16 protein-coding genes are annotated in these 25,944 nt (G+C 70.7%); 12 read left to right on the forward strand and 4 right to left on the reverse strand.

Annotated elements, in window-relative coordinates; genetic code table 11:
* Positions 1-3: 3 nt before the first annotated feature.
* Genes OD750_RS10065 through OD750_RS10095 form a run of 7 tightly spaced genes read left to right on the forward strand, consistent with a single transcriptional unit; the run spans position 4 to position 7,766 of the window.
* Positions 4-510 carry a chemotaxis protein CheW gene (locus tag OD750_RS10065; protein ID WP_263545329.1) on the forward strand — a complete coding sequence of 169 codons (507 nt, stop codon included), beginning with the start codon at positions 4-6 and terminating at the stop codon, positions 508-510.
* Positions 492-2,750: a methyl-accepting chemotaxis protein gene (locus tag OD750_RS10070; protein ID WP_272841915.1), complete on the forward strand. Its 2,259-nt coding sequence runs from the start codon at positions 492-494 to the stop codon at positions 2,748-2,750. Before OD750_RS10065 ends, OD750_RS10070 begins: the two co-directional genes overlap by 19 nt.
* 6 nt (positions 2,751-2,756) lie before the next feature.
* Positions 2,757-3,608 (forward strand): CheR family methyltransferase, encoded by an 852-nt coding sequence (locus OD750_RS10075; RefSeq protein WP_263545305.1) that lies wholly within the window; start codon positions 2,757-2,759, stop codon positions 3,606-3,608.
* Entirely contained in the window at positions 3,605-4,213 is a 609-nt protein-coding gene (gene cheD, locus OD750_RS10080; protein WP_425508222.1) for a chemoreceptor glutamine deamidase CheD, read from the forward strand. Before OD750_RS10075 ends, cheD begins: the two co-directional genes overlap by 4 nt.
* Positions 4,210-5,316, forward strand: a complete 1,107-nt coding sequence (locus tag OD750_RS10085; protein ID WP_263545306.1) for a protein-glutamate methylesterase/protein-glutamine glutaminase — start codon at positions 4,210-4,212, stop codon at positions 5,314-5,316. The genes cheD and OD750_RS10085 overlap by 4 nt, the downstream gene beginning before the upstream one ends.
* Before the next feature lie 48 nt (positions 5,317-5,364).
* Positions 5,365-6,552: a methyl-accepting chemotaxis protein gene (locus OD750_RS10090; RefSeq protein ID WP_263545307.1), complete on the forward strand. Its 1,188-nt coding sequence runs from the start codon at positions 5,365-5,367 to the stop codon at positions 6,550-6,552.
* Positions 6,483-7,766, forward strand: a complete 1,284-nt coding sequence (locus OD750_RS10095) for a sensor histidine kinase (protein WP_263545308.1) — start codon at positions 6,483-6,485, stop codon at positions 7,764-7,766. Before OD750_RS10090 ends, OD750_RS10095 begins: the two co-directional genes overlap by 70 nt.
* Positions 7,767-7,768: 2 nt before the next feature.
* Here the strand turns inward: OD750_RS10095 and OD750_RS10100 are convergent, their stop codons facing one another.
* A complete protein-coding gene (locus OD750_RS10100) occupies positions 7,769-8,095 on the reverse strand; it encodes a hypothetical protein (protein ID WP_263545309.1) in 327 nt (108 codons plus the stop codon).
* Positions 8,096-8,553: 458 nt separating this feature from the next.
* On the opposite strand from OD750_RS10100, the gene OD750_RS10105 reads away from it, so the two are divergent.
* On the forward strand, positions 8,554-9,192 hold the full coding sequence (locus OD750_RS10105; RefSeq protein ID WP_263545310.1) for a LuxR C-terminal-related transcriptional regulator: 639 nt from the start codon (positions 8,554-8,556) through the stop codon (positions 9,190-9,192).
* 32 nt (positions 9,193-9,224) lie between these two features.
* Here OD750_RS10105 and OD750_RS10110 read toward each other — a convergent pair whose 3' ends face one another.
* The gene (locus OD750_RS10110) at positions 9,225-11,867 is read right to left on the reverse strand and encodes a PAS-domain containing protein (protein ID WP_263545311.1); all 2,643 of its coding nucleotides are present in this window, start codon (positions 11,865-11,867) and stop codon (positions 9,225-9,227) included.
* Between the two features lie 127 nt (positions 11,868-11,994).
* Between OD750_RS10110 and OD750_RS10115 the strand changes: the two genes are divergently transcribed.
* The 3 genes from OD750_RS10115 to OD750_RS10125 are packed head-to-tail and all read left to right on the forward strand — an operon-like array spanning position 11,995 to position 17,775.
* The gene (locus OD750_RS10115) at positions 11,995-13,332 is read left to right on the forward strand and encodes a dicarboxylate/amino acid:cation symporter (protein WP_263545312.1); all 1,338 of its coding nucleotides are present in this window, start codon (positions 11,995-11,997) and stop codon (positions 13,330-13,332) included.
* Positions 13,333-13,379: 47 nt separating this feature from the next.
* Entirely contained in the window at positions 13,380-16,469 is a 3,090-nt protein-coding gene (locus OD750_RS10120) for a TonB-dependent receptor domain-containing protein (RefSeq protein WP_263545313.1), read from the forward strand.
* A gap of 13 nt (positions 16,470-16,482) precedes the next feature.
* The gene (locus tag OD750_RS10125; RefSeq protein WP_263545314.1) at positions 16,483-17,775 is read left to right on the forward strand and encodes an alpha/beta hydrolase; all 1,293 of its coding nucleotides are present in this window, start codon (positions 16,483-16,485) and stop codon (positions 17,773-17,775) included.
* 130 nt (positions 17,776-17,905) lie between these two features.
* Here the strand turns inward: OD750_RS10125 and OD750_RS10130 are convergent, their stop codons facing one another.
* Positions 17,906-18,688, reverse strand: a complete 783-nt coding sequence (locus OD750_RS10130; RefSeq protein WP_263545315.1) for an alpha/beta fold hydrolase — start codon at positions 18,686-18,688, stop codon at positions 17,906-17,908.
* Between the two features lie 108 nt (positions 18,689-18,796).
* On the opposite strand from OD750_RS10130, the gene OD750_RS10135 reads away from it, so the two are divergent.
* Positions 18,797-19,723 (forward strand): G8 domain-containing protein, encoded by a 927-nt coding sequence (locus OD750_RS10135; RefSeq protein ID WP_263545316.1) that lies wholly within the window; start codon positions 18,797-18,799, stop codon positions 19,721-19,723.
* An 81-nt stretch (positions 19,724-19,804) separates the two neighbouring features.
* On the opposite strand, the gene OD750_RS10140 is transcribed toward OD750_RS10135, so the two are convergent.
* Complete coding sequence (locus OD750_RS10140; RefSeq protein WP_263545317.1) at positions 19,805-25,942, reverse strand: beta-ketoacyl synthase N-terminal-like domain-containing protein; 6,138 nt, start codon at positions 25,940-25,942, stop codon at positions 19,805-19,807.
* Positions 25,943-25,944: the final 2 nt, after the last annotated feature.

A 25,944-nucleotide genomic window follows, 5' to 3' on the forward strand; every position in this document is an offset into this window, starting at 1 on the left:
GGCATGCCGGCGCCGCCGCGCGAGTTCCTCACGTTCACGCTCGCGGGCGAGGAATACGGCATCGACATTCTCAAGGTGCAGGAAATCCGCGGCTACGACGCCGTCACGCGGATACCGAACGCGCCCGACTTCGTCCGCGGCGTGATCAACCTGCGCGGCACCATCGTGCCGGTCGTCGACCTGCGCACGAAGTTCCGCCTGCCCGACGCGCGCTACGACGAGTTCACCGCGATGATCGTGGTCAACGCCGCGCGCCGCGTGGTCGGCGTCGTCGTCGACGGCGTCTGCGACGTGGCGCCGCTGGCGCGCGACGAAATCCATATCGCGCCCGAATTCGGCGGCGCGATCGACGGCCGCTTTCTCACCGGCATCGGCACGCGCGACGGCCGCATGCTGATCCTGCTCGACATCGAGGGCTTGCTCGGCAGCACCGAGTTCGGCCTCACCGCTACCTACGGCGCGGACGCGCCGATCAATCAGGAATCGCCCACATGCCACGCCTCTCCTTGAACATCGGGTCGCGCCTCGCCCTCGGCTTCGCGGTCACGTTGCTGCTCTGCGCCGGGCTGCTGCTGCATGCGCTGTTCTCCTGGCGCCACATGCAGACCTCGGAGATGGCGACGACCCAGAACGACATCTCGTCGATAACGATCAGCTACGACCTGCTCGGGACGAACCTCATCCAGCAGCGGCGCGTCGCCGAAATGCTGCTCGCCAGCGATCGTGCCACCCTCGAATCGATCGCCGACCAGATCAAGGCGACCCGCGACGCGAACAACGCGCTGCTCGCCAAGCTGAAGTCGCAGCTCGACACGCCCGAAGACGTCGCCGCGATGGCCAGGCTCGAGAAGACGCGCGAGGCCTGGATCGGCGAGCGCAACCGCTTCATCGAGAAACTGCTCTCCGGCGCGCAGCAGAACGAAGTGGAATATTTCACCAAGACGCTGCTGCCGCTCGGCCAGACGTACAACGACGCGGTGCGCGGGCTGGTCGACCTGCAGGTCGAGGCTTCGCGGAGCACCGCGATCCGGCTCGAGGCGGCGTGGTGGTCCACGATGTACTCCGAGCTTTCGATTCTCATCGTGTGCCTGCTGCTCGGCGGCGGGTTCGCCTGGTGGATATCGCGCAGCATCACGCGGCCCCTCGGACGCCTCGCGGCCGCCGCCGCCGCCGTGTCGCGCGGCGACCTCGACCGGCGCATCGACATCGACCGCAAGGACGAAGTCGGCCGGGTGCAGGCGGCGCTCGACGGCATCGCCAGGACCGTGCGCGCGTTCATCAGCGCGCAGCAGAACGTCGCGCAGCGGCATGCCGAGGGCTTCGTGTCGCAGCGCATCGCGACCGAAGAGTTCGAGGGCGCCTTCCGCCAGGTGGCGGAGGAGTTCAACGCGCTGGTGCACACGCACGTCGAGGAGAAGTCGCGCATGATCGAGGTGGTCGGACGCTACGCCGTCGGCGACTTCGACGTCGTGATGGATCGCCTGCCGAACGAGAAGGCGATCGTCACCGAGACGATGGACCGCGCCCAGGCGAACCTGCGCGCGATGAACGAGGAGATCGTCGCGATGGTCGCCGCCGCGACGCAGGGCGACCTTGAGCGGCGCGGCAACGCCGACCGCTTCGAATACCGCTTCCGCGAGATGATCGGCGGCGTGAACCGCACGCTCGACGCGATCGCCGCGCCGATCGGCGAGCTGTCGCGCATGCTCGCGGCGATGGCGGGCGGCGACCTCGACGTGCGCATCGACGCGACCTACCAGGGCGCGTTCGAGAAACTGCGCAACGACGCCAACGCGACGGTCGCGCAGCTTGCCTCCATCGTCGGCGGCATCAAGCTCGCTTCCGACACCATCGGCACCGCGGCGGGCGAGATCGCCTCGGGCAACGCCGACCTGTCGAACCGCACCGAACAGCAGGCCGCCTCGCTCGAGGAGACCGCCTCGTCGATGGAGGAACTCACCTCCACCGTGAAGCAGAACGCCGAAAACGCGCGTCAGGCAAACCAGCTCGTGCTCGGCGCCTCCGACGTGGCGACGCGCGGCGGCGCCGTGGTCGGCGAGGTGGTGGCGACGATGCGCGAGATCGACGCGGCGTCGCGCAAGATCGCCGACATCATCGGCGCCATCGACGGCATCGCGTTCCAGACCAACATCCTCGCGCTGAACGCGGCGGTCGAGGCCGCACGCGCCGGCGAGCAGGGCCGCGGTTTCGCGGTCGTCGCCTCGGAAGTGCGCAGCCTCGCGCAGCGCTCGGCGAACGCCGCCAAGGAGATCAAGGCGCTGATCGCCGATTCGGTGAACAAGGTGTCGGCCGGCTCCGCGCTCGTCGAGCAGGCCGGCGCGACGATGGGCGAAGTCGTCAACAGCGTGCGGCGCGTCACCGACATCATGGCCGAGATCTCGGCGGCCTCGCAGGAACAAAGCAGCGGCATCGAGCAGGTCAACCGCACGATCGCGCAGATGGACGAGACGACCCAGCAGAACGCCGCGCTGGTCGAGGAAGCCAGCGCCGCCGCGCGCAGCCTCGAACGCCAGGCGCAGAACCTCGCGCAGGCCGTGGCCGCGTTCAAGCTGGACGCGAAAGCGGCCGGCACGCACGAGCCCGTCCGCGCCGTCGCGGTAGCGGCGTCCGCGACCGTCGCCCCCCTGCCCGCCGCCGCGCGCGGCGGACGCCGCGGGGCCTCCGCGGCCGCCCGCAAGGTGGCGAACGGCAGCGCGATGCCGGCCGACCAGCACTGGCAGGAGTTCTGATCCGCCATGGACGCCGTCGCCGACCGCGAATTCACGTTCACCGACCGCGACTTCCATCGCGTCTGCGGGCTGATCCGCGAGCGCGCCGGAATCGCCCTGTCGCCGGGCAAGCGCGACATGGTCTACAGCCGCGTGGTACGCCGCGTGCGCGCACGCGGCTGCGCCTCGTTCACCGACTACCTCGACCGGCTCGCCGCCGGTGACGACGCCGCCGAGTGGCAGCAGTTCACCAACGCGCTCACCACCAACCTCACGGCATTCTTCCGCGAGGCCCACCATTTCGGCGTGCTCGAGCGCCTGCTGCGCGAACGCCGCGCGCAGGCGCCGCTGTCGGTGTGGTGCTGCGCGGCGTCGACCGGCGAGGAGCCCTATTCGATCGCCATGACCGCGTGCGAGGCGTTCGATTCGCCGTCGCCGCCGGTGCGCGTGCTCGCGACCGACATCGACACCAACGTGCTCGCCACCGCCGAGGCCGGCGAGTATCCGATCGAGCGCATCGAGACGATCGGCGAGGCGCGGCGCAAGCGCTTCTTCCTGCGCGGCACCGGCCCCAACGCCGGGCGCTGCCGCGTCACGCCGGCGCTGCGGCGGCTGGTCGAGTTCGGGTCGGTGAACCTGATCGACGACGCCGCGGCGATGCCGGCCGGGCGCTTCGACGCGATCTTCTGCCGCAACGTGATGATCTACTTCGACAAGGAAACGCAGTACGACGTGTTGCGCCGCCTGCAGTCGCGGCTGGCGCCCGGCGGACTGTTCTTCGCGGGCCACTCGGAAAACCTGCTGCACGCGCACGACCTGTTCCGCCCGTGCGGCGGCACGGTCTATCGCAGTGCCGCGGACGCCGGAGCGCGCGCGTGAAGCCCGCGCCGCACGTCCGAGCGCTCGGCGTCGGCGCGCCCCTGCACTACCACGACGACCGCTTCGACATCGCCGCGGTGAAGCTGCTGCCGGCCGACTACTACGTGACGCGCGACGACGTCGCGCTCGTCACCGTGCTCGGCTCGTGCGTGTCCGCCTGCCTGCGCGACGGCACGGCCGGCGTCGGCGGCATGAACCATTTCCTGCTGCCGGACGGCGACTGCGCCGACGCGCCGGCCCGCTACGGCACCAACGCGATGGAACTCCTCGTCAACGGCTTGCTCGCCGCCGGCGCCAGCCGTCAGCGGCTGGAAGCCAAGGTGTTCGGCGGCGGCAACGTGCTCAAGAGCTTCTCGTCGCAACCGGTGGGCACGCGCAACGCGCAGTTCGTCATCGACTACCTCGCGACCGAGGGCATCCCCGTGCTCTCGAGCGACCTGATGGGTCCGCATCCGCGCAAGATCTGGTTCTTTCCGTCGAGCGGGCGCGTCGTGGTGCGCCGGCTGCCCTCGACCAGCGACGCACGCGTGCGCTCCGAAGAACAGCGCTATCGGGCACGCATCTCCGCCACCCCCGTTTCCGGCAATGTGGAGCTGTTCACATGAATACAATCCGCGTGCCTCATGGTCCGCGCAAGCGCGTGCTGGTGGTCGACGATTCGGCGCTCGTGCGCCAGATGCTGACCGAAGTGCTCGGCCGCGACCCCGGCCTCGTCGTCGTCGGCGCCGCGCCCGACCCGTACGTCGCGCGCGAAATGATCAAGCGGCTGGAACCCGACGTCGTCACGCTCGACGTGGAGATGCCGCGCATGGACGGGCTCACGTTCCTCGACAACCTGATGCGCCTGCATCCCTTGCCGGTGGTCATGGTCTCGTCGCTGACCGAGGCCGGCGCGGAGGCCACGCTCGACGCGCTCGAACTCGGCGCCGTCGACTACGTCGCCAAGCCGAAGTCCGCCGTCGCGCACGGCATCGAAGCCTATGCCGACGAGTTGCGCGCGAAGGTGCGCGCCGCGGCCGGGGCCCGGCCGCAGCGCCGCCGCGCGGCGACGACCGTCCGGCCGGCCGCCACAGCGCTGGGCTACCGCACCACCGATCGCCTGATCGCCATCGGCGCTTCGGCCGGCGGCACCGAGGCGATACGCGTCGTGCTGCAGAACATGCCGGCGGACGCCCCCGCGATCGTCGTGACCCAGCACATCCCGGCGACCTTCAGCCGCGCCTTCGCCGAGCGCATGGACCGGTCGACCGCGATGTCGGTCTGCGAAGCCGCCGACGGCCAGCAGATCGTGCCCGGCCACTGCTACATCGCGCCGGGCGACCGGCACCTCGTCATCGAGCGCAGCGGCGCGCGCTGGTGCTGCCGGCTGTCGGACGCGGCGCCGGAACACCATCACCGCCCGAGCGTGGACGTGATGTTCCGTTCCGTCGCGCAGAACGTCGGACGCAACGCGGTGGCGGCGATCCTCACCGGCATGGGCGAGGACGGCGCGCGCGGACTGCTCCAGCTGTGCGACGCGGGCGTGCCCACGGTGGCCCAGAACGAAGCCACGAGCGTGGTCTGGGGAATGCCCGGCGCCGCGGTCCGGATGGGCGCCGTGCGCGAGGTGCTGCCGCTCGATCGCATCGCCGGATGGCTGCTGCAGGCCGCCGGCGCCAAGCCGGCCGATGCGCCCGCGGCCTCAACCCGCGCCGGAATCGGCCGCTAACTCTTTCAACGACCTCGATACGTCCCCCGAAGGACGACGGAACTCGCCATGCATCCCCGCTCCCTGATCCGACTCACGCCCGCGATCGTTCTCACCCTGCTCCACATCGTTGCCGAATTCGCCGCCTGGTCGCCCTCGGTGCGGCAGGCCATCACCACGACCGCGCTGCTCGCCTGGCTCGTCTTCGGCGGCTGGCTCGTCGTCTCCATCCGCCGCACCGGCGCGGGAGACGGCTCGATACTGCGCGAACAGAACCGGCTGCTCGAAGAACTGCGCTCGTACGTGGCGCAGGAGATCGACGGCTCCCGCCAGGAAGTGGAGCGCGCGCGCGGCCTCGTACAGCAGGCGGTCGGCCAGCTGTCGGCGAGCTTCGAGGACATGAACCAGAACTCGCGCACGCAGAGCCTCGCCATCTCGCGCCTCGTCGACCAGACGGGCGACGGCGAGCGCAGCGGCATCGACATGCGCCGCTTCGCGCGCGAGACCGGCCAGCACATCGGCGAACTCACCGAGGTGCTCGCCCAGGTGAGCGAGCAGAGCACCGCGGCAGTCGGCAACATCGATTCGATGGCGACCCAGCTCGACGAGATCTTCGCGCTGCTCGAAGACGTCAAGTCGATCGCCGACCAGACGAACCTCCTCGCGCTGAACGCCGCGATCGAGGCGGCTCGTGCCGGCGAAGCCGGCCGCGGCTTCGCGGTGGTGGCCGACGAGGTGCGCAATCTCTCCGAGCGGTCGACGGCCTTCAACGACCAGATCCGCAAGCTCGCCGGCAACGCCAAGGAGTCGGTCAGCAAGGTGCGCGGCGCCGTCGTGCAGATGGCCACCCGCGATTCGACGCGCTCGCGCGAGGCGAAGAACGACGCGACGCGCCTGTCGCAGCACGCCGAATCGATGAACGACGCGCTCGCCGCCGGCGTCGCCGACGTCGCCTCGTGCAGCAAGAAGATGGAGCGCGCGGTGTCCGATGCCGTGCGGTCGCTGCAGTTCGAGGACATCGCCACGCAGGCGCTCGGCGCCGCCGACGTGCACCTCGCGCGGCTGGTGTCGGTCAACCACGAGGCGTCGTCGCTGCAGGCCCTGGTCGCGCGCGCGCTGTCGCACGACCGCGGCGCGGTCGACGCGCTCGCCGCCTTCGGCCGCCGCCTGCGCGAAAACCGGCAGGAGTGGGAGACGCCGCCGCACAAGCCGGTGAGCCAGGTCTGCCTCGACACCGGCAGCGTGCAGCTGTTCTAGCCACCGCCCGCCGCTGGTGTTCCGCACCGGCACCGCGCCGCTGTAAACTGGTGCCATTGTCGCAAAGCTCTCTTTTTTTACGGACGAGGGGCGTGGACAGGGGCGACGACGACATCCTCACCGGCAGCCGTGCCGAAGACTGGAACCGGCTCAGCCGATTCGCGCTCGGTGCGTTCGGCGCGAGCCTCGCGCTGTGGATGCGCGACTTCGATACCGGCCGCCTCTACCTTTCCGCGCGCTGCGTCGCCCTGCTCGGCTTCGCGCCGGACGATGCTGCGCCCGGTGCCGAATTTTTCATGCCGCGCGTGCACCCGGACGACGTCGCGGCGATTCCCGATGCGCTCGCCCGGCACCTCGTGGACGACGCGCCCTACGACATCGAGCTGCGCCTGCGCCACCGCGACGGAAGCTACCGCTGGTTCCGCTCGGTCGGAAGCGCGCTGCGCGACGATGCCGGACAGCCCCGTGTGATGGCCGGGCTGCTCACCGACATCGATGCGCTCAAGACCGCGCTCGACCGCGTCGAAACGCAACGCGGCGAGCTGGAAGCGACCAACGCACGGCTCACCGAGCTGTCGCAGCGCCTGGTCAACGTGCAGGAGGACGAGCGCCGGCACCTCGCGCGCGAGCTGCACGACGAGATCGGGCAGTCGCTGACCGCCGCGATCCTCACGCTCGAGATGAATGCCGACGGGCCGCTCGACCCGGCCGATCGCCGCGCCGCGGCCGAGGAGATCCGCCGCGCGCTCGGCGATGTCCGTGCGATGACACTGCGGCTGCGCCCGCCGCTGATCGACGAGCTGGGGCTGGAAGCGGCGCTGCGCTGGTACCTCGACAAGCAGGCCGCGGCGGGAAAGTTCGAGGCGCACCTGTCGGTCGAAGGACTCGGCCGGCGTCCGCCGCCGGTCATCGAACTGACCGCGTTCCGGCTCGTGCAGGAAGCCGTGACGAACATCCTGCGTCACGCGCGGGCGCGGCACGTCGACGTGGCGATCAAGGTGACGGCAACCGAGCTGGCCCTGCGCATCAGCGAGGACGGCGTGGGTTTCGATCCCGTCGCCGCGAGCGAACGCGCGGCGGGCGGCGAGAGCCTGGGCGTTCTGGGCATGCAGGAACGCGCCGCGCTCGCGGGCGGTCGTTGCGAAATCGTCTCGACGCCGGGAATGGGGAGCGTACTGCTGGCGCGGTTGCCGCTGGCGCCGCGGCAGCAATAGCTTCAGTAGCCGACCTGTATGACCGGCGTGTCGACGAGCTCGACGGTGCGGGCCATGCGGCGGCGGCGCGCGGCCTCCGGCGACTGCGCCTCGGCGCGCTCCGCGGCCCGGCGCATTGCCGCCTGCCGCACGCGCTCGTCGGCGGCCGGATCGGGCGGTTCGAGCCCCTGGGCACGCCGCCAGGCGTGCAATATCTCTTCGGAATCGGCGCTCAGCGTGATCCGCAAGGTCACGCCCACGCCCTGGGCACGCGGGGGCGAGACGGTCGGCAACAGCAGTGCGGCGCAGAGCAACAAATGGCGGAAGGTGGATCGGCGACTTGGCAACATGTCCCTTCCTCCAGTTTTCGGCTCCGTATCGAGAGGCGCGCAGCGCGCGTCGCTCGAAACAGATATCGGCAGCGCGCCCCGCGACTGAAGCCGCCGATGCCGCGGCGAACGAAGCAGATCCGGCGCGCTGTGCGTCCCTCGCGACGCATCGCCCTGCGCGGCCTGCGGCCAGGCGCGCTGCCGTCGCCCGGCCCGCGGCGCAGTCGGCTTTGTTCGCGCCGATCAGGTAGCCGGCCAACGCCGCCGCGGCGCCCGTGCAGCCGGCCGGGGGCGTATTCAGAGGGTCGGCGTTTCGACCCGTTCGCAGGCGGGGCACTGTTTCGGTCGCATCCGCGGGTCGATGGCGACGACTTGGGTTCAACCCCGACGCCCGGTCGTGCCCATGCGGTACGCCTCCCCGCGTACTAATCCGAATGAACTAGCCCAAAAGCGCCCGCCGCAATGCCAGACTCGCGGTCATGAGCGCGCCCGCCATCCTCGTCGCCGACGACCATCCGATGTTCCGTTCGGCCGTGCTGCATGCGCTGCGCGAGGCGCTGCCGCAGGCCACGGTATTCGAGGCCGCCAGTGCGGCCACGCTCGATCAGGTGCTCGCGGCGCAACCGCAGATCGAGCTCGTGCTGCTCGATCTGGCGATGCCCGGCGCACGCGGCTTCTCCGCGCTGCTGCACGTGCGCGGCGAGCGGCCCGAGATTCCCGTCGTCATCATCTCGTCGAACGACCATCCGCGCGTGATTCGCCGCGCGCAGCAATTCGGCGCGGTCGGGTTCATTCCGAAATCCTCGCCGGCCGACGCGATCGGACAGGCCGTCGCGGCGGTGCTCGACGGCGGCGCCTGGTTTCCGGCACTGACCGCGGAGCGTTCCGAGGAGGACGCGCAGCTCGCCGCGCGCCTCGCGCAGCTCACGCCGCAGCAGTTCCGCGTGCTGCTCTGTCTCGCCGACGGCCTGCTCAACAAGCAGATCGCGCACGAACTCGGGCTGGCCGAGAACACGGTCAAGGTGCACGTCACCGCGATCCTGAAGAAACTCAACTGCCACAGCCGCACCCAGGCGGCAGTGCTGGTCCGCGCGCTGGAGCCCGAAGCGATGCCGTGACGCTTCAGCCGTGACACTTCAGCCCTGACGTTTCAGCCGCGGCGCAGCAGCAACTGCGTCATCAGCGCACGCAGCGCCGGCGGACGCACCGGCTTCAGCAGAAAGCCCCATCCGTTGCGTCTCGCCTGTTCGCGCAACGCCTCGTCGCGCCCGGCCGTGACGAGGATGACCGGCGGCCGGCACTGCCAGCGCTCGCACAGGCGCGGGTACAGCGCGGGGCCGTCGAGATCGCCGGCCAGGTGGATGTCGAGCAGGACCAGGTCGGGCGCGCCGGCCGCGTCGGCGGCGGCCAGCGCCGCGTCCGCGGCGCCGGCGAGGCCGACCGTGCATTCCCAGCGCTGCAGCAACGCGCGCGTGGCCTCGCAGACGCGCGGATCGTCGTCGACGCACCAGACCTCGCAGCCGCGCAGCGACGAGTCGGCGCCGGGATCGGCCGCTGCGGCCGGCTCCGGCACGTCGGCCGCGAGCGCGTCGCCGCACGGCAGCGTGACGCAGAACACGGTGCCGCGGCCCAGGCGCGAGCGCAGCCCGATCGGATGGCCGAGCAGGCGGCCGATGCGTTCGACGATCGCGAGGCCGAGACCGGCGCCGCGATCGTTCGCGACACCGTCGTCGAGGCGGCGGAACTCCTCGAAGATTTCGGTGTGCAGGCGTTCGGGAATGCCGGGGCCCTGGTCGTGCACTTCGATCTTGAGCGCGGCGCCGTCGCGGCGGACGCCGAGCAGGATGCGCCCGCGCGGCGTGTAGCGGATCGCGTTGGAGAGGAAGTTCTGCAGGATGCGCCGCAAGAGCGCCTCGTCGCTGCGCACGACGGCCCGCGTCGGCACGCGTTCGAGCGCGAGCCCGCGGCTTTGCGCGACGATGCCGAATTCGCGGCCGAGCGTATCGAGCAGCGGTTCCAGGCGGAAGTCGCGTACGCGGGTCTGCAAGGTGCCGGCCTCCAGCCGCGCGATGTCGAGCAGGCTGTTGAGGATGGCGTCCTGCGCGGCCAGCGCGTTGTCGGTGTGGCCGGCGATCTCGCGTTCGTCGTCGTCGCGCAGCCGGCCGCGCAGCGCGGACAGGAACATGCGCGCGGCGTTCAGCGGCTGCAGCAGGTCGTGCACGGCCGCGGCGACGAAGCGGGTCTTGTAGCGGTTCGCTTTTTCCGCGTCGGCCTTGGCCTCGGCCAGCGCGCGCGTGCGCTCTTCCACGCGGCGTTCCAGCGCGTCGGCGAGCGAGCGCAGTTCGCGCGCGGCGTTCGCGTAGCTCGTGATGTCGGCATAGCTCGTGACGAAGCCGCCCTCGGGCAGCGGATTGCCGCGGATCTCGAGCACGGTGCCGTCGTCCTTCTCGCTTTCGCGCAGGTGCGGTTTGCCGCTGCGCAGGAAATCGAGGCGGCGCTGGATCGAGTCCTCGACCGGGCCGGGACCGAGCAGGCCGCGGCGCGCGTTGTGGCGGAACAGGTCCTCGATCGGACGCCCGACCTTGAGCAGTTCGGGCGGGAACCGGAACAGCTCGACGTAGCGCGAATTCCAGGCAACGAGTCGCAGCGCCGCATCGATGATGACGACGCCCTGCGGCAGATGCTCGAGGCTGCGGCTGAGCCCGCTGTCGGCCTGCTGCGCGGCCTGGACGAGTCCGTCCTGCGCCGTGCGCAGCTCCTGCGCGTGCTGGCGCAGCACGGTTTCGAGTTCCTCGCGACTGCGCTGGCGGTGCGCGGACAGCCGCCGGCGCTGCTGCACGAACAGCACGAGGAAGATCAGCGCGAGCCAGGCGCCGCCGGCGGCGAGCGCGGCGCTGCGGCTCGCCGCGCCGACGACGCCGGCGTCGTGCAGCAGGTGCAGGCGCCAATGGTTTTCGCCGAGCGCGACGGTCTGCCAGAGCACCGGCCCTGCGAGCGGCGGCGATTCGAGCCGCGCCATGCGCGCGTCCGGGCCGAGCTCGCGCAGGATTTCCAGGCGCAGCGGCACCAGCGCCTCGTCGGCGTACTGGCGCACCGTGCGCAGTTCGTCGCGGTCGACCGGCGTCAGCGGGCGCAGCGTGCGGTAGCGCCATTCTTCGCGGCTCGCGAGAAACACGACGTCGTGCGCGTCGCTGACGAGCACGATGTCGGCGGTGCTCAGCCATTCGCGTTCGAGCGCGCCGAGTTCGATCTTGATGACGACGACGCCGAGCGCGGCACCGGCCTCGTCGCGGATCGCCTGCGAAAGGAAATACCCCGGCTCCCCCGTCGTCACGCCGACGCCGTAGAAGCGACCGCTGCCTTCCGACAGTGCCTGGCGCACGTACGGGCGAAAGCTGTAGTCGCGGCCGACGTTGCTCGACGGTTCGCGCCAGTTGCTGGCGGCCAGCGCGATGCCGTCGCGGCCGATCAGCGTCAGCGTCGACGCGCGCGTGACGCTGTTGGCGCGCTCGAGCTTGAGGTTCAGCGCGTCGTGCCGCGCCGGTTCCGGCTGCGATACGGCGGCGCGCAGTTCCGGGTCGAGCGCGAGCACCTGCGGCAGCGTGCGGTAGCGGTCGATGCGCTGTTGCAGCGCCTGCGCGTAGAGGTCGAGCTGACGCTGCACCTGCGCCTGCTCGGCGCGCAGCGAGCCGTCGCCGGCGATATGCCAGGCGGCCGACATCGCAAGCGCCATGACGCCGCCGCCGACGGCCAGCAGCAGTAGCGTCGAGCGATGTTTGCGCGTGATGTGCATGCGCCGGAGTGTAGGGCGCCGCGCGCATGCTCGTGCTAGTACGAATAGGTTATCGGCGCGGCGGACGCGGCACGGTACAAAGACGCGCCGCCGCATCCCGCCGCGGCCATGCCGTTCCGGAGCCGCAATGTACGACGCCGCCGCGCCGCTGCCTTTCTACCGCCACCTCTACGTGCAGGTGCTGGCCGCCATCGTGCTGGGCGTGCTGCTCGGCCACTTCGAGCCGGCCTGGGGCGAGGCGATGAAGCCGCTCGGCGATGCGTTCATCAAGCTCGTGAAGATGATCATCGCGCCGGTGATCTTCCTGACCATCGTCAACGGCATCGCCGGCATGCCGCAGCTGCACCGCGTCGGCCGCGTGTTCCTGAAGGCGATGGCGTACTTCCTGTTCTTCTCGACGCTCGCGCTCGTCGTCGGCCTCGTCGTCGCGCACGTGGTGCAGCCCGGCGCCGGCATGCACGCGAACGTGGCGGACCTCGACCAGGGCGCCGTCCGCGACTACGTCAACAAGTCGCACGAGCTGAGCCTCACCGGCTTCGTGCTCGACGTCATTCCGCGCACGCTGCTCGGCGCGCTCGTCGGCGACAACATCCTGCAGGTGCTGTTCGTCGCCGTGCTGTTCGGCATCGCGCTGGCGCAGTGCGGCGAACGCGGCCGGCCCGTCGTCGCGCTGCTCGATACGCTGACCGCGCCGGTGTTCCGCCTCGTGCACCTGCTCATGCGCGCGGCGCCCGTCGGCGCGTTCGGCGCGATCGCGTTCACGATCGGCAAATACGGCCTCGACGTGCTGACCAACCTCGCCTGGCTCGTCGGCTCGTTCTACCTGACCTCGCTGCTGTTCGTACTCGTCGTGCTCGGCGCCGTCGCGCGGATCGCCGGCTTCTCGGTGCTCAAGCTGATCCGCTACCTCAAGGCCGAACTGCTGCTCGTGCTCGGCACGTCCTCGTCCGAGTCGGCGCTGCCGTCGCTGATGGAAAAGATGGAACGCGCCGGCTGCGGCAGGTCCGTCGTCGGGCTCGTCGTGCCGACCGGGTATTCGTTCAACCTCGACGGGACGAACATCTACATGACGCTGGCGGCACTGTTCATCGCGCAGGCCACCGACACGCCGCTGACGCTCGGCAACCAGATCGCGCTGCTGCTGGTCGCGATGCTCAGCTCCAAGGGCGCGGCGGGCGTGACCGGCGCCGGTTTCGTCACGCTCGCGGCCACGCTCGCGGTCGTGCCGGACGTGCCGGTGGCCGGCATGGCACTGATCCTCGGTGTCGACCGCTTCATGAGCGAATGCCGCTCGCTGACCAATTTCATCGGCAACGCCGTGGCCACGGTCGTCGTCGCACGCTGGGAGGGCGAACTCGACCGCGACGCGCTGGCACGCGCGCTCGACGCCCGGCCGCGCCCCATCGCCGCCGCGCCAGACACCGCGGCCGGCCCCGGCGATCCGGGCGTTCTTGCCGCCGACTGACAGCGGCCATTCGAGCCGCAGCACCATATTCAAGGGGAGGAAACACCATGCGCCAGATTCATCGTCCGACACTGCTGGCCGGCGCCGTCGCCGCCGCGCTATGGGCCGCCGCACTGCCCGCCCGCGCGCAGACCGCGCCGGCCGCCGAGGCCGCGCCGACCGACGCGCCGCCGAAAACCGCGGCGCCGGAAGACGCGGTCCGCATCGAGGAAATCGTCGTCGTCGGCACGCACATCAAAGGCGCGCAGACCACGGCCGCCCTGCCCGTCGTCGTCGTCGGGCAGGAGCAGATCGACGCCGCCGCGGCCGTGTCCGGGGACGAGCTGTTCCGTTTCATCCCGCAGATGGGCGACGTGCTGTTCGACGCGTCGAACAACCCGCAGACCAGCAACGCCGCGCGCGGCGACGTGAACTCGGTCAACCTGCGCTCGCTCGGCGTCGGCAACACGCTGGTGCTGCTCAACGGTCGGCGCCTCGTGCAGCATCCGACCAGCCAGGGCACGTCCGACACCGGCACCGTGCCGGTGCAGAGCTTCAATTCCAACGCGATTCCGGTCAGCGGGCTGGAGCGGCTCGAAATCCTGCTCGACGGCGCGGCCGCGATCTACGGCGCCGACGCCGTCGCCGGCGTGGTCAACACCGTGCTGCAGGAAGATTTCGACGGCGTCACGCTCAGCACGCGCTACGGCACCGCCGAAGGCACGCGCATGAACGAGTTCGAGACCAACGTGCTCGCCGGGAAGACCGGGGAGCGCGGCAACGTGTCGGTATTCCTGAACTACGTCGACCGCAGCGCGCTGTGGGCCGCCGACCAGGACTACACCGCGAGCGACGACCTGCGTCCGCTGTTCGCCGACGAGCCCGGCTACGCGGGACTCGCGAGCCTCGACGGCCGCGCCTCGAACACGCCGTGGGCGCGGCTGACGGTCGGCGCGCGGCCGGTGATCCGTTCCGGCGGCACGGCCGTCACCGCCAGCGCCGGCACGTTCCACGTGCAGCCCGACAGCTTCGGCGGCTGCGGCGTCGCGTTCGGCGACGGCCTGTGCCTCGCCAGCGGCAACCACAACTTCAACACGACGCACCGCGACATGCGCTTCGACACGCGCGTCGGCACCACGGTGCGGCCCTCGGTCGAGCGCATCAACACCTACCTCACCGGCCACTACGAACTGACGCCCGCGATCGAGGCGTTCGGCGAGCTCGGCTACTACCGCGCGGTCAGCGAGGCGGTGCAGCCGGCCGTCGTCAATCTCAACAGCATCTGGATTCCGGCCGGCAACTACTGGAACCCGTTCGGCCCGGTCGCGTTCGCCGACGGCACGCCGAACCCGAACCGCCTGCCGAACCTCACCGGCGTGCCGAACGAAGGCCTGCCGGTGCAGATGTCGAACTACCGCTACGTCGACGCGGGCTTCCAGAACGTGCGCGTGGAGAACTACCAGTCGCGCTTCGTCGGCGGCCTGCGCGGCACCTGGGGCGGCTTCGACTGGGAATCGGCGCTGGTCTATTCCGAGGCCGAGGCCGAGGACCGCTCGCCGAACGTCAACATGACCGCGCTGCAGCGCCAGCTCGCGCTGTCCACGCCCGACGCGTACAACCCGTTCAGCGGCGGCTGCGCCGGCACGCCGTCCTACGGCGACTGCTCGCCGAGTTCGGCGGCGGCGATCGATGCGATCGTGTTCGATCTCGTGCGCACGTCGCGCACGACGCTGAGCATGGCCGACTTCCGCATGAACCGCGCCGACCTGTTCGAGCTGCCGGCCGGATCGGCCGGCATCGCGTTCGGCGTCGAGGCGCGGCGCGAGACCCAGAGCGACGACCGCGACGCGAACGTCGACGGCACCTACACGTTCACCGACAGCGTGACCGGCGCCACGAACCTCAGCAACGTCGCGGCGGTCAGCCCGAATCCGGACACCGAAGGCTCGCGCACGGTCGGTTCGGGCTATGTCGAATTCGCGCTGCCGCTGGTGGCGCCGGCGATGGACGTGCCGCTGGTGCACCGCCTCGACATGCAGCTCGCCGCACGCTACGAGCACTATTCCGACTTCGGCTCGGTGGCCAAGCCGAAGATCGCGCTCGCCTGGGACCTCGTCGACGGTTTGCGCCTGCGCGGCTCGTATTCCGAAGGCTTCCGCGCGCCGAACCTCGAACAGACCCATGCGACGCAGTACTCGCGCCTCGCCAACGGCGTCGACCACGTTCGCTGCGAGGCCGACCTGCGCGCCGGCCGCATCGCTTCGTTCGCCGACTGCACGCAGACCACGTCGGGCGTGTCGCTGCTCGTCGCCGGCAATCCGGACCTCGAGCCCGAAGAGAGCAAGAGCACGTCGTTCGGCTTCGTCTTCCAGCCGGGCTTCGTGCCCGAGGAATACGGCCGCATCACGCTGACCGCCGACCGCTGGCGCATCGAGCAGGAGCAGATCGTGGGCCTGCTCGGCGCGCAGACGGCGCTGACGCTCGACTATCTGAACCGCGTCGGCGGCGGCGCGAACCCGCTGGTCGTACGCGCGGCGCCGACCGCCGAGGACATCGCGCTGTTCGCCGGCACCGGCATCGATCCGGTCGGCCAGGCCATCTCGGTCTCCGACCGCTTCATCAACCTGCAGCCGCAGACCGCGGGCGGCCTCGACTTCGGCCTGAACTGGGTGCTGCGCGGTACGCGCTTCGGCAACTTCAGCGTCGACCTCAACGCGACCAAACTGCTCGAGTTCACGCGCGACCCGGGCCCCGTCGTCGCCGCGCTCTACGCCGCGCGCGCGGCCGGCACGATCGACGCCGGCACGCCCCTGCCCGACCCGACGCAGCTGATCGGCCAGAACGGGCGGCCGCGCTGGCGCGCGAGCGGTTCTTTGACCTGGAGCCGCGGCCCCTGGCGCGCCGGCATCTCGTCGCAGTACATGAGCAGCTTCGAACAGGCGCAGCTCCTCAGCGAATCGGGCGTACCGTTCAAGGTCGACGACCGGCTCATCACGAACCTCTTCGGGCAGTATCGTTTCTACAACGAGACCACGGTGCGCGTGGGCGTGCGCGACGTCACCGACGAGGGCCCGGCGCTGGCCGACGGCGGCTATCGCGGCTCGCTGCACAATCCCTGGGGTCGCTACTGGTACGTGAGCGTCAGCAAGACGTTCTGACGGAGGCTTGGGAATGCGCGGAAAGACGATCGGATGCGTGCTCGCGGCGCTGCTGGCCGCTTCGGCGGCGCGGGCGGCGGACAAGGCGCCCGAGGCGACGGCTTTTTCGGCCGTCGCCTGTCCCGCGGCGGTCGCGCCGTTCGCCGACTGCTTCAGCGCGCCCGACGGACACGGCGCGTGGCTGCTCGCCGCGATGCCGCGCCAGTGGAACAAGCGGCTCGTCGTCCACGCGCACGGCGGGCCGCGCCTGGGCGAGCCGCAGGCCGGCGATTCGGCCGAAGACCTCGCGCGTTTCGCGGTGATGGTCGAAAGCGGCTACGCCTGGATCGGGTCGACCTACCGGCGCGGTGGCTACGGCGTGCGCATGGCCGCGGCCGGCGTCGACGAGAGCCGCCGCCTGTTCTGGGCGCGGTGGGGCCGGCCCGAGCGCACGCTGCTGCACGGTCAGTCGTGGGGCGGCAACGTGGCGGCCAAGACGGCCGAGCTCTATGCGCTCGACGCCGACGGCCGCGCGAACTACGACGGCGTGCTCGTGACCAACGGCGTGCTGTACGGCGGCACGCGCGCCTACGGCTTCCGCGCCGACCTGCGCGCGATCTGGCAGTTCTACTGCCGCAACCATCCTGCGCCGGACGAACCGGCGTATCCGCTGTGGCAGGGGCTGCCGGCCGGATCGCGCATGAATCGCGAGGAACTGCGCCGCCGCGTGCAGGCGTGCACCGGGCTCGATTCGCCGCCGGCCGAGCGCACGCCCGAGCAGGCGGCGCGGCTGCGCGACATCCTCGCCGTCAGCGGCGTCGAAGAGCGCGAACTGCTCGGCCACCTCGCCTGGGGCACGTTCCATTTCCGCGATCTCGTGGGCAAGCGCCTCGGCGGACGCAATCCGTTCGACAACACGCACACGCGCTACCGCGGCTCGCGCGACGACCGCGCGTTGAACGCCGGCATCGAGCGCTTCGCCGCCGATCCGCAGGCACTCGCGGAGCTCGCCTACGACGCGGATCTTTCGGGCCTGATCGTGCGGCCGACGCTGACCGTGCATGCGCTGCACGACCCGGTCGTCTCGCCCGACGCCGACGCCGACTACGCGGCCGTGGTCGAGGCCGCCGGCCGCGGCGCGCTGCTCGCCCAGGTCGCGACCGACGAGAACGAGCACAGCCGGTTGAAGGATGCGACCTACCGCAGCGCGCTCGCCGCGCTCGAGGCGTGGCTCGACGGCGCGCGCAAGCCCGACGCCGCGGCCGTGCAGAAGGCCTGTGTCGCATCGGCGCCCGACGCGGCGCAGTGCCGCTTCGTCTCGCCGTAACGGCGCGGCCCCGGACGCGTCTTTCCGCGCCGTCGGCGACCTGCTCTTCCGCAACGGGTTCGAACGGAACCGGGCGAATCGCGTCTACGGCGCCGGGAAGGACCTTCCCGGCCGTTGAAACACCTGCTTCTTATTCAGCCGCGAGAAAGCGCTCGACGATCGTCGGCAGCATCGGCTCGACGGCGAGCGTGTGGTGGGTCGTGTTCGGCACGATGGCGAACTGGTTCGCGGGCCGCAGCGAGCCGTCGAGCCCGGCATCGCGCCAGCCGCCGCCCAGCGCCTTCCAGAACTCGACCATGTGTTCGGGACGGATGCAGTCGGCGTCGGCGTAGATCAGCAGCGTGCGCGCCTGAATCCCGGCGACATCGGCGCTCCAGTCGAAGGGCTGCCGGGTCAGCTCGCCGAGCTTGCGGAAGAGATTCGTCCAGTCGACATCGGGATACGCCTGCCCCAGCGGCGATGCCTTGACGCCCGGGCCGTACACCGCCGCGTTGGCCTCGAGCTGTTCGAAGGCGGCCACGACCTCGGGGTACGCGCCGTCCTGTCGCATGCGCGCGGCCACGAGCACGAGGCGGTCGACGGCATCGGGATGGCGGATGGCCGTCTGCAGCGCGACGCTGGCACCGAACGAGTAGCCCATGACGTCGGCCTTGCCGAGGTTCAGATGGCCGATCAGCGCGGCGACGTCGTCGCCGAGCGTTTCGACGCGCAGCGGCCGGTCGCTGTCCGGCGTGTACCCGTGCGCCTGCAGGTGCACGGCGATCACCTGCCGGTGCTTGGCCAGTTCGGCGAGATTGCCGCCGAAGCTGTCCGGGTTGATGCCGCCGTGCAGCAGGATCAGCGGCTTGCCGGCGCCGTGCACGCGATAAGAGAGCGGCTGGCCGTTGACGTCGGCAACGGTCGCATTCGACATGGCGAGGGTCTCCGCGGCGCGAACGGAAGCGCAGTGTCGCACATCGCCGGCAAACGTCGTTTGAGCGATGCAGCTGTCCCTCCCGTCCCGCACCCGGCCCGACTACCCATGCGCAACCGCCTGTCCCAAACCATTTTCATCGTGCTCCCGATCGTCGCCATGCCGCCGCTCGTTCACGCCGCGGCGTCCGTACAGAGCGGCGACTGGGCCGATCCCGCGACCTGGGGCGGCGCCGTGCCGGGGTCGACCGAAGACGCCGTGATCCGCGCCGCACACACGGTGACCGTCACGACCGCGCCCCCGCGGGCGGGCGCGCAGGTCAATGCCGGCGGCACCCTGGTGATCGCCGAAACGGGCCGGCTGGAAATCTGCGTCGGTTGCATTTTCAGCAACTCAGGCACCGTGGAGGTCGGCGGCGAGCTGGTGCTGGGCGAAGATTCCAGCGGCGCGACGTACAAAAACTGGGCGCCCTTCACGATCCATCCCGGCGGCAGCCTGGTCGTCACGCGCAATGCCACGCTGGAAAATGCGCTCAGCACGCTGACCAACGACGGTCACATCACCAACAACGGCTTCCTCAAGAACGTGCTCAACGGATCTTCCACGCTGATCAACCACGGCACGATCGACAACAACGGCATCCTGCTCAACGACGTGGAAATGACCAATACCGGCACGATTACGGTCGGCCTCGTCGATATCGACCTGGGTCTTTTCAGCAGCAGCTACCATTTCGTCAGCGAGGGCGGCACGGTCACCACCTACCCCGGTTCCATCTGGACGTCGCAGGAGATCTTCAGAATGACCAACGGCGCCGTCTTCTACAACCACGGTTCGTTCCGCACCACCGGCGGGATCCACCATATCGTAGGCAATTCATCGTTCCACAATTACCATGAAGTCGCCGGCGCCACGTCGCTGAGCGCCTACGACGGCGGCACGTTCTACACATATTGCGGCGCGACCCAGAACACCGTGTTCGGCACCGTCGTGGACGTCTGCGCCGATACGCTGTTCGAAAGCGGGTTCGAGTGAGATCCGCGATCTGATTGCTGAAGGCGGGCCTGCCCCGATTCGGTGAAACATCGGGCGCAGCGCTCGTGCCGCCACACGCGCTCAGTGCCGATCGCGCAGACGCACGCCGATTCCGTTCGCCTCGTAGATCCGTTCGCCGTCGACCCACAGGCTCGCGTCGGCGACGGCGTAGTCGGCGCCCTGTTCGGTCACCTGCAGCGTGATCGCGACCTCGCCGTGATGCGGCAGCACCTGCCCGCGATATTTCCACGTGTGCTCGCGTCCGAGCAGCGGCGCCGCGACGCCCGCCGGCGCATCGCGCGTCGTGCACCACTGCTCCAGCGCCTGCAGCATCGCCTGCACGCCGAGCGAGCCGGGCTGCACGGGATCCTGGAAGAAGTGCGCCTTGAAGAACCACTCGCCGGCATCGACGCGCTTGCGCGCGCGAATCGCCTCGGGCCAGACGCCGTCGACGCGGTCGATCATGCGCAGCATCGAGGTTTCGTCGAGCGCGCGCGCGGCGTTCGGTTCGCGGCGCAGCAGCGCCTCGTGCCGCTCGCTGCGCGGCAGCCCGGCTTGCGCCGCGAGCGCGGCGCGCGGGAAGAATCCGAACACCGTCTTCAGCGTGTAGACCTCGCGCGCGCCGACCGCGCAGCGCACGTCGAACGCGACGATGATCATGCCGCCCGATGCCGAGACCGACGTCAGCGTCGCCTCGGTGGCGAGCGTCTCGCCGCCGCGCAGTTCCGAATGCTGCGTGCCGCGGCCGTCGAGGTTGCGAAAGCGCAGTTCCTCGTCGCTGGCCAGCGCGCAGCCGGCCCAGCTCGACAACCACCCGCACGGCTGCAGCGCGGCCTCCTGCAGCACCGCGAACGGCACGACGCCGGCGGCATCGAGATACCAGGCATCGCGCGGCACGTCGTATTCGGCCACGACACGCGCGCCGCTGCGCATCTGCCCTTGCGTACCGTCGACGCGCGCGATGCGGCTCATGCACAGATACGGCGGTGCCGGCAGGCGCGGCGCGCGCAGCGTGCCGTCGAAGCGTTCGTACATCGGTCCGAACGCGCGCGACGGACGGCCGAGCGCCGACGCGAGGAGGCCCTCACTATTCACTTCTGGAAAATCCGGCACCAGGCGCAGCGCAAGGCGCCGCGCGTGGAACGCCTTCAATCCGTCGACCGTGCACAGCAGGTCGGCCCAGATCGTCGGCACCGGTCCCGCCTCGATCTCCTCGACGAACACCTCGGTCACCAACAACTTCGAACTTGGAATCACCTGGCCGCGGCACTGCAGCTTGTAGGCGAGTTCTGGCACCGGTTCGAAGCGCGCGCCGTCGTGCTCGAGCGTGTAGCCGCAAGCGGCGAGATGGAACGCGAGCGCCTGCAGGCACCCTTCGAGCATCAGCGTGCCGGGCATGCACGGATCGTTCTTGAAATGCCCGTCGAAGAACCAGCGCAACGGATCGATGTCGAGTTCGGCCTTGAGGTACCCGCGTCCCCACGGACCGCCGCGCGGTTCGCACGCGGTCACCCGGTCGAGCAGCAGCATGTCCCCGGACTGGACTCGCGGGCTGCGCGTATGCGTGCGCGCGAGCTCGAAGCCGGCGCCGAAACACGCGTGCGTGTCGCCGCTCGCGAACGCCTCGAGCGCGGCGCGATCGAAGCGCGTGCGCTCGCTCGTCGCGCGCGGCGGATCCAGGCGCGGATTCGCGACGATCTCCTGACCCTGCGGCGTCCACAGGCAACCCGCGGAGCCCGCAAGCTCCGCGTCGGTGAAGAATCCGGCCTGCCCGTTTCTGACCGTCAGCTGCTTGCGGCTGCCGTTCATGCAGTCGTAGTGGAAGAACATCAGGCGCACGTCGCCTTGCGCCGCGTGGCCGTCGAGATGGATGTCGAACGTGATCGTCTCGCCCGCGCGCGGCAGCTCGCCGTGATAGGTCAGCTCGCAGCCGAGCAGCCGGTAGACGCGCTCGCCCTGGTTCAGCGCATCGACGCCGAGATACGAGATCAGCATCAGGTCGGCCTGCCCCGCCTCCACCATCACGCCGCCCGGCATGCGGCCCTGGTGCAGGTACCAGGGCTCGGCGCCGACGTCGGTCTGCGTGGTGATCGAGCCCTTGCCCATGCTCATCGGCTCGGCGTCGAGCGCGGTCACGCGGTCGGCGAGCAGCAGCGGCGGACGCGGCATGCGCACCTGACGCTGGAAGCCGTCCTGCGCGGCGAACGGCGCGCCGAAGATCGCCGAGATGTTGCCGTCGGCGTGAACCATGAGATCTTCGCGCGTGAAACGCACCGCGGGCGTCGCTCGCGGCGGAGATGACGGCGACGGCATCGCGAGCGGGTTCGCGCCGTGTCGTCCGGCACGTAACAGCACGTCGGTCGCCTTGGCCTGCAGCGCGAGATACTGCGCGTGCGCGCCGGTCTGCGCTTGCGTGAGCGCCTGTTGCGCGGCGGCGAGTCGCGCGAGCTCGGCGCGGATGCCTTCGAGCGCGGGATGCGCCGCACGCATCGGCGGCGGTGCGGCGAGCGCGGGCGCCGCGACCGGCAGCGCCGCGACGGCGGGCTCGCGCATCGTGCGTTCGGGGATCGTGCTTTTGACGATCGTGCTTTCGACGATCGTGCGTTCGAGAACCGTGGCCGCAAGAATCGCCGGCAGCCGCGGCGCCGGCGCCATCGTCTGCAACGGTTCCTCGCGCGGCGGCAGGCGCACCGGCGGCGGGTGCGCATCGAAGCGGCGCGGACGCTTCGCCTCGACGCGCGGCACCGGCGCGAGCGCGGCTTCGAGCGCCGCGTGATCCACCGCCACGCCGGCGGCGAGCAGCGCCGCGGTCGCGCCGAGCACGGTCTCGATGCCGTGGCCCTGGCGGTCGAGGCTCACCACGAGCGCCTCGCGCGCGCCGAGCACGTGACGGATCGCGCGGCCGAAGGTGCCGCCCGGTCCGTGCTCGACGAAGACGCGCACGCCGTCGTTCCACGCATTGTCCACGAGTGCACGAATGTCGATCGTGTCGACCGCCTGCGCGAGGATCGCCTGCGCGCAGGCCTCGCTGTCCGGCGCATACGGCCGGCCGCTGGCGGTGCCGTAGATGCGTCCGCGGCGCGGCGCCGACGTCGCGCGGCGATGTACGGCCAGCCACGCGCGCTCGGCGCCGCGCAGTTCGGGCACGTGCACCACCAGCGAATAGTCGAGGTGCAGGCAGCGCGCCGCGCCGATCCGTTCGACCACGCGGGCGCACTGGACGGCGTCGCCCGCGATGAGGCAGCTCGCGTCGTCGTTGATGATCGCGATATGCACGCGATCGAGGTCCGCTAGCGCGCGGCGCACCTCGGCCAGCGGTGCGGCGACGGTCCAGCATTCCCACGCGGCGGGTTCGCCCCACGTGCGCGCCAGGAGATCGAAGCGCCCGGCGAGCTCGCGTTCGAGCAACCCCGACGATTCCATGTCGGCCATCAGCGCGTCGGGATCGTTCCAGACGCCCGCCGCGATCAGCGCGTTCGTCTCGCCCGACGAGTAGCCGAGCCAGGCGTCGGCTTCGAGGCCGAGCAGGCCTTCGCTCAACGCCAGATGCAGTTGCGACAGCGCCGACGAACCGCACAGCTGATCGAAGACGCCCGGTGTCGCGTCGTCCGCCGCGAACGACCACGCCAGCGCGGTCGCGAGACGCCGGCTGCGCGTGCGCAGACGCTCGTGCAGTTGCGGCAGGTGCAGCAGCAGGTCGCGGCCCATGCCGCGATACGACGCGCCCGCGCCGGCAAACGCGAACGCGATCTCGCCGCCGATCGGCCGTGCGCGGAAGAACACGCCGCGGCCGGCGGGCGCACCGGTTTCCAGGTGCGCGATCGCGCGCGCGCGAACCGCGTCGAGCGTCGCGTCGGTAGCGACGAGCACGCAGCGCGCCGGGCCGTCGAGGCCGCGACGATCCTGCTTCAACGCGTCGATCACCGCAGCCTTGTCGGCGCCCGCGAAACCGTGCAGCCGCGCGACTTCGTGTTCGGCACGGCGCGGATGCGCCGAGGCTTCGACGAGATTCGCCGCGCGGCGCGGCTCGGCGCTGAGCCACGGTTCGCCGTCGACATCGCGCCGATGATGCAGCGCGAGCGCGGCGGCGGCCGTTTCCACTAGTCCAAAAGCAGCCTGCGCGTCGCCGAAGCGCGCTCGCAGCAGCGCCGTCAGTCGCGACGGCGGCGCCTCGGATGTCGCATCGACGAACGCATCGTCGACCAAGGCATAGACGCGATCGCCGTCGCGCTGCGCGTCTTCGAGCCGCTTCAGCACCAAGGCGACCGCCGCGTCGCCGGGCGCTTCCGCGCTCGCCGCGCGGTGTACCGCCTCGCAGCCGAAATCGACCGCGCCGACGATCGCCGCGTCGAGCTCGCCGCGCGCGAGCGCGCGCGCCGCGACGCGCAGCGCGTGCGTACCCGACGCGGCGCCGGCCTGCAGCGTGAACGACGGGCCGCCGAGGTCGAACTGCGAGTTCAGCCGATTGGCCGGAATGTTCGGCATCGATCCGAGCACCGCGGCGGCTTCGAGCGCCGGCACCAGCGCGGCGCGTGTGCGTGACGCCCAATCGTCGTCGCGACCGTTGGTCAGCCGCCAGCGCGCGCCGTGACGCGCGACTTCCGGGTCGGGCTCGATGCCGATCAGCGCCGCGCTGCGTTCGCGCGGCAGTGGCGTCGTCTCCGCGAGCGCTTCGCGGGCGGCCGCGAGCAGCGCCAGTTGCTGCGGCAGCGCCTGTTCGAGATCGCGCGGCGGAAAACGCAGACCGTCCATGTCGAGTTCGAACGCGTCCATGCGGCGCTCGCGCGGCGCGCGAGCGCCTGAATCGATGCCGCTATCGCGCGGTGCGCGGCCGTCGAACAGCGCGCGCGCAAACGCGGCGCGATCGGGCGCATCGGCGATCTTCGCGCCGATGCCGACGATCGCGACCGGAACCGCGACGGCAGCGACGCGCTCGCAAGCGATGCCGGCGTCGTCTTCCGAAACGATCAGATGCGCGTTGTTGCCGCCGAAGCCGAACGCGGAGATCGCCGCGACGCGCGGGCCGTCGTGGGTCCAAGGCTCGGCGTCGCGCAACAACCGGAACGGCGTGTCGCGCACGGCCGGATTCGGATCGTCGCAATGCAAGGTCGGCGGACGCACGCCGGCGCGCATCGCTTCGAGCAGCTTGATCAGACCCGCCGCGCCCGCGACGGTGATGAGGTGACCGAGGTTCGATTTGAGCGAGCCGATCGGCAATCCTTGCGCCTGCGCGAACACGTGCGCGCTGCTGCGCAGCTCCGTGGCGTCGCCGACCGGCGTGCCCGTCGCGTGGCATTCGAGCAGCGACACCTGCGTCGGCGCGATGCCCGCCATCGCATACGCCGCGTCGATCGCGCGCCGCTGCCCTTCTTCGCTCGGCGCGAGAAACCCTTTGCCGCGGCCGTCGTTCGAGAGGCCGACGCCGCGGATCACACCGTGGATCGTGTCGCCGTCGCGGCGCGCGTCGGCCAGGCGCTTCAACGCCAGAAACGCCGCGCCTTCGGCCGGCACCAGTCCGTCGGCGTCGCGATGAAACGGCCGCGAGCGCCCGGACTTGCTCAGCGCGCCGAGCGCACAAAAGCCAATGTGGAGAAAGAGATCGTCGGCGCGCTGCACGGCGCCCGCGAGCATCGTGTCGGCGCTGCGATCGTGCAGCGCGTCGCACGCGAGCTTGATCGCGTACAGCGACGATGCGCACGCGGCGTCGAGGCAGAAGCTTCCGACGTCGAGCGCGAGCGCGCGTTCGAGCATCGCCGCGGTGCCGCCGCTCATGAAGCGGTTGCGCGGATCGACGTGGCCCTCGCCCGTCCACACCTGTTCGCAGAACGCGGCCATGCTCGCGGTCGGAAAACCGAGATTGCCGAAGATCGCGCCGACGCGACCGGCCGCACGCGTTTCGCGCAGCGCTTCGCGTGCGCAATGCAGCGTCCAGTGCACGAGCGGGTCGAGTCCCTCGAGTTCGGCCGCCGCAACCGCGAACCCGTCGGGATTCCAGATCGCCTCGAAGCCTTCGACGTAGCCGCCGCGATCGGACCACGCGCGATCCGGGCGCGGCGCATCGGGCGCGCACAACGCGTGCTCGGGCGCGAGGCGCCAGCGATCCGCCGGCACGCGCGTGACGAGGTCGCGTGCGTTGACGACCGCGTCCCAGAGCGCGGCCGGGCTCAACGCGCCGGGCAGCACGCAGGCGCGGCCGACGATGGCGATGGGCTCGAACATCG

Source organism: Tahibacter soli (genome assembly GCF_025717065.2).
Classification (GTDB): domain Bacteria; phylum Pseudomonadota; class Gammaproteobacteria; order Xanthomonadales; family Rhodanobacteraceae; genus Tahibacter; species Tahibacter soli.

Coding starts and splice junctions, on each gene's coding strand:
- OD750_RS10090 (WP_263545307.1), top strand. CDS start 5,365: ATGCATCCCCGCTCCCTGATCCGACTCACGCCCGCGATCGTTCTCACC.
- OD750_RS10065 (WP_263545329.1), top strand. CDS start 4: ATGCCGGCGCCGCCGCGCGAGTTCCTCACGTTCACGCTCGCGGGCGAG.
- OD750_RS10085 (WP_263545306.1), top strand. CDS start 4,210: ATGAATACAATCCGCGTGCCTCATGGTCCGCGCAAGCGCGTGCTGGTG.
- OD750_RS10140 (WP_263545317.1), bottom strand. CDS start 25,942: ATGTTCGAGCCCATCGCCATCGTCGGCCGCGCCTGCGTGCTGCCCGGC.
- OD750_RS10105 (WP_263545310.1), top strand. CDS start 8,554: ATGAGCGCGCCCGCCATCCTCGTCGCCGACGACCATCCGATGTTCCGT.
- OD750_RS10135 (WP_263545316.1), top strand. CDS start 18,797: ATGCGCAACCGCCTGTCCCAAACCATTTTCATCGTGCTCCCGATCGTC.
- OD750_RS10120 (WP_263545313.1), top strand. CDS start 13,380: ATGCGCCAGATTCATCGTCCGACACTGCTGGCCGGCGCCGTCGCCGCC.
- OD750_RS10075 (WP_263545305.1), top strand. CDS start 2,757: ATGGACGCCGTCGCCGACCGCGAATTCACGTTCACCGACCGCGACTTC.
- OD750_RS10110 (WP_263545311.1), bottom strand. CDS start 11,867: ATGCACATCACGCGCAAACATCGCTCGACGCTACTGCTGCTGGCCGTC.
- OD750_RS10070 (WP_272841915.1), top strand. CDS start 492: ATGCCACGCCTCTCCTTGAACATCGGGTCGCGCCTCGCCCTCGGCTTC.
- OD750_RS10130 (WP_263545315.1), bottom strand. CDS start 18,688: ATGTCGAATGCGACCGTTGCCGACGTCAACGGCCAGCCGCTCTCTTAT.
- OD750_RS10100 (WP_263545309.1), bottom strand. CDS start 8,095: ATGTTGCCAAGTCGCCGATCCACCTTCCGCCATTTGTTGCTCTGCGCC.
- OD750_RS10115 (WP_263545312.1), top strand. CDS start 11,995: ATGTACGACGCCGCCGCGCCGCTGCCTTTCTACCGCCACCTCTACGTG.
- OD750_RS10125 (WP_263545314.1), top strand. CDS start 16,483: ATGCGCGGAAAGACGATCGGATGCGTGCTCGCGGCGCTGCTGGCCGCT.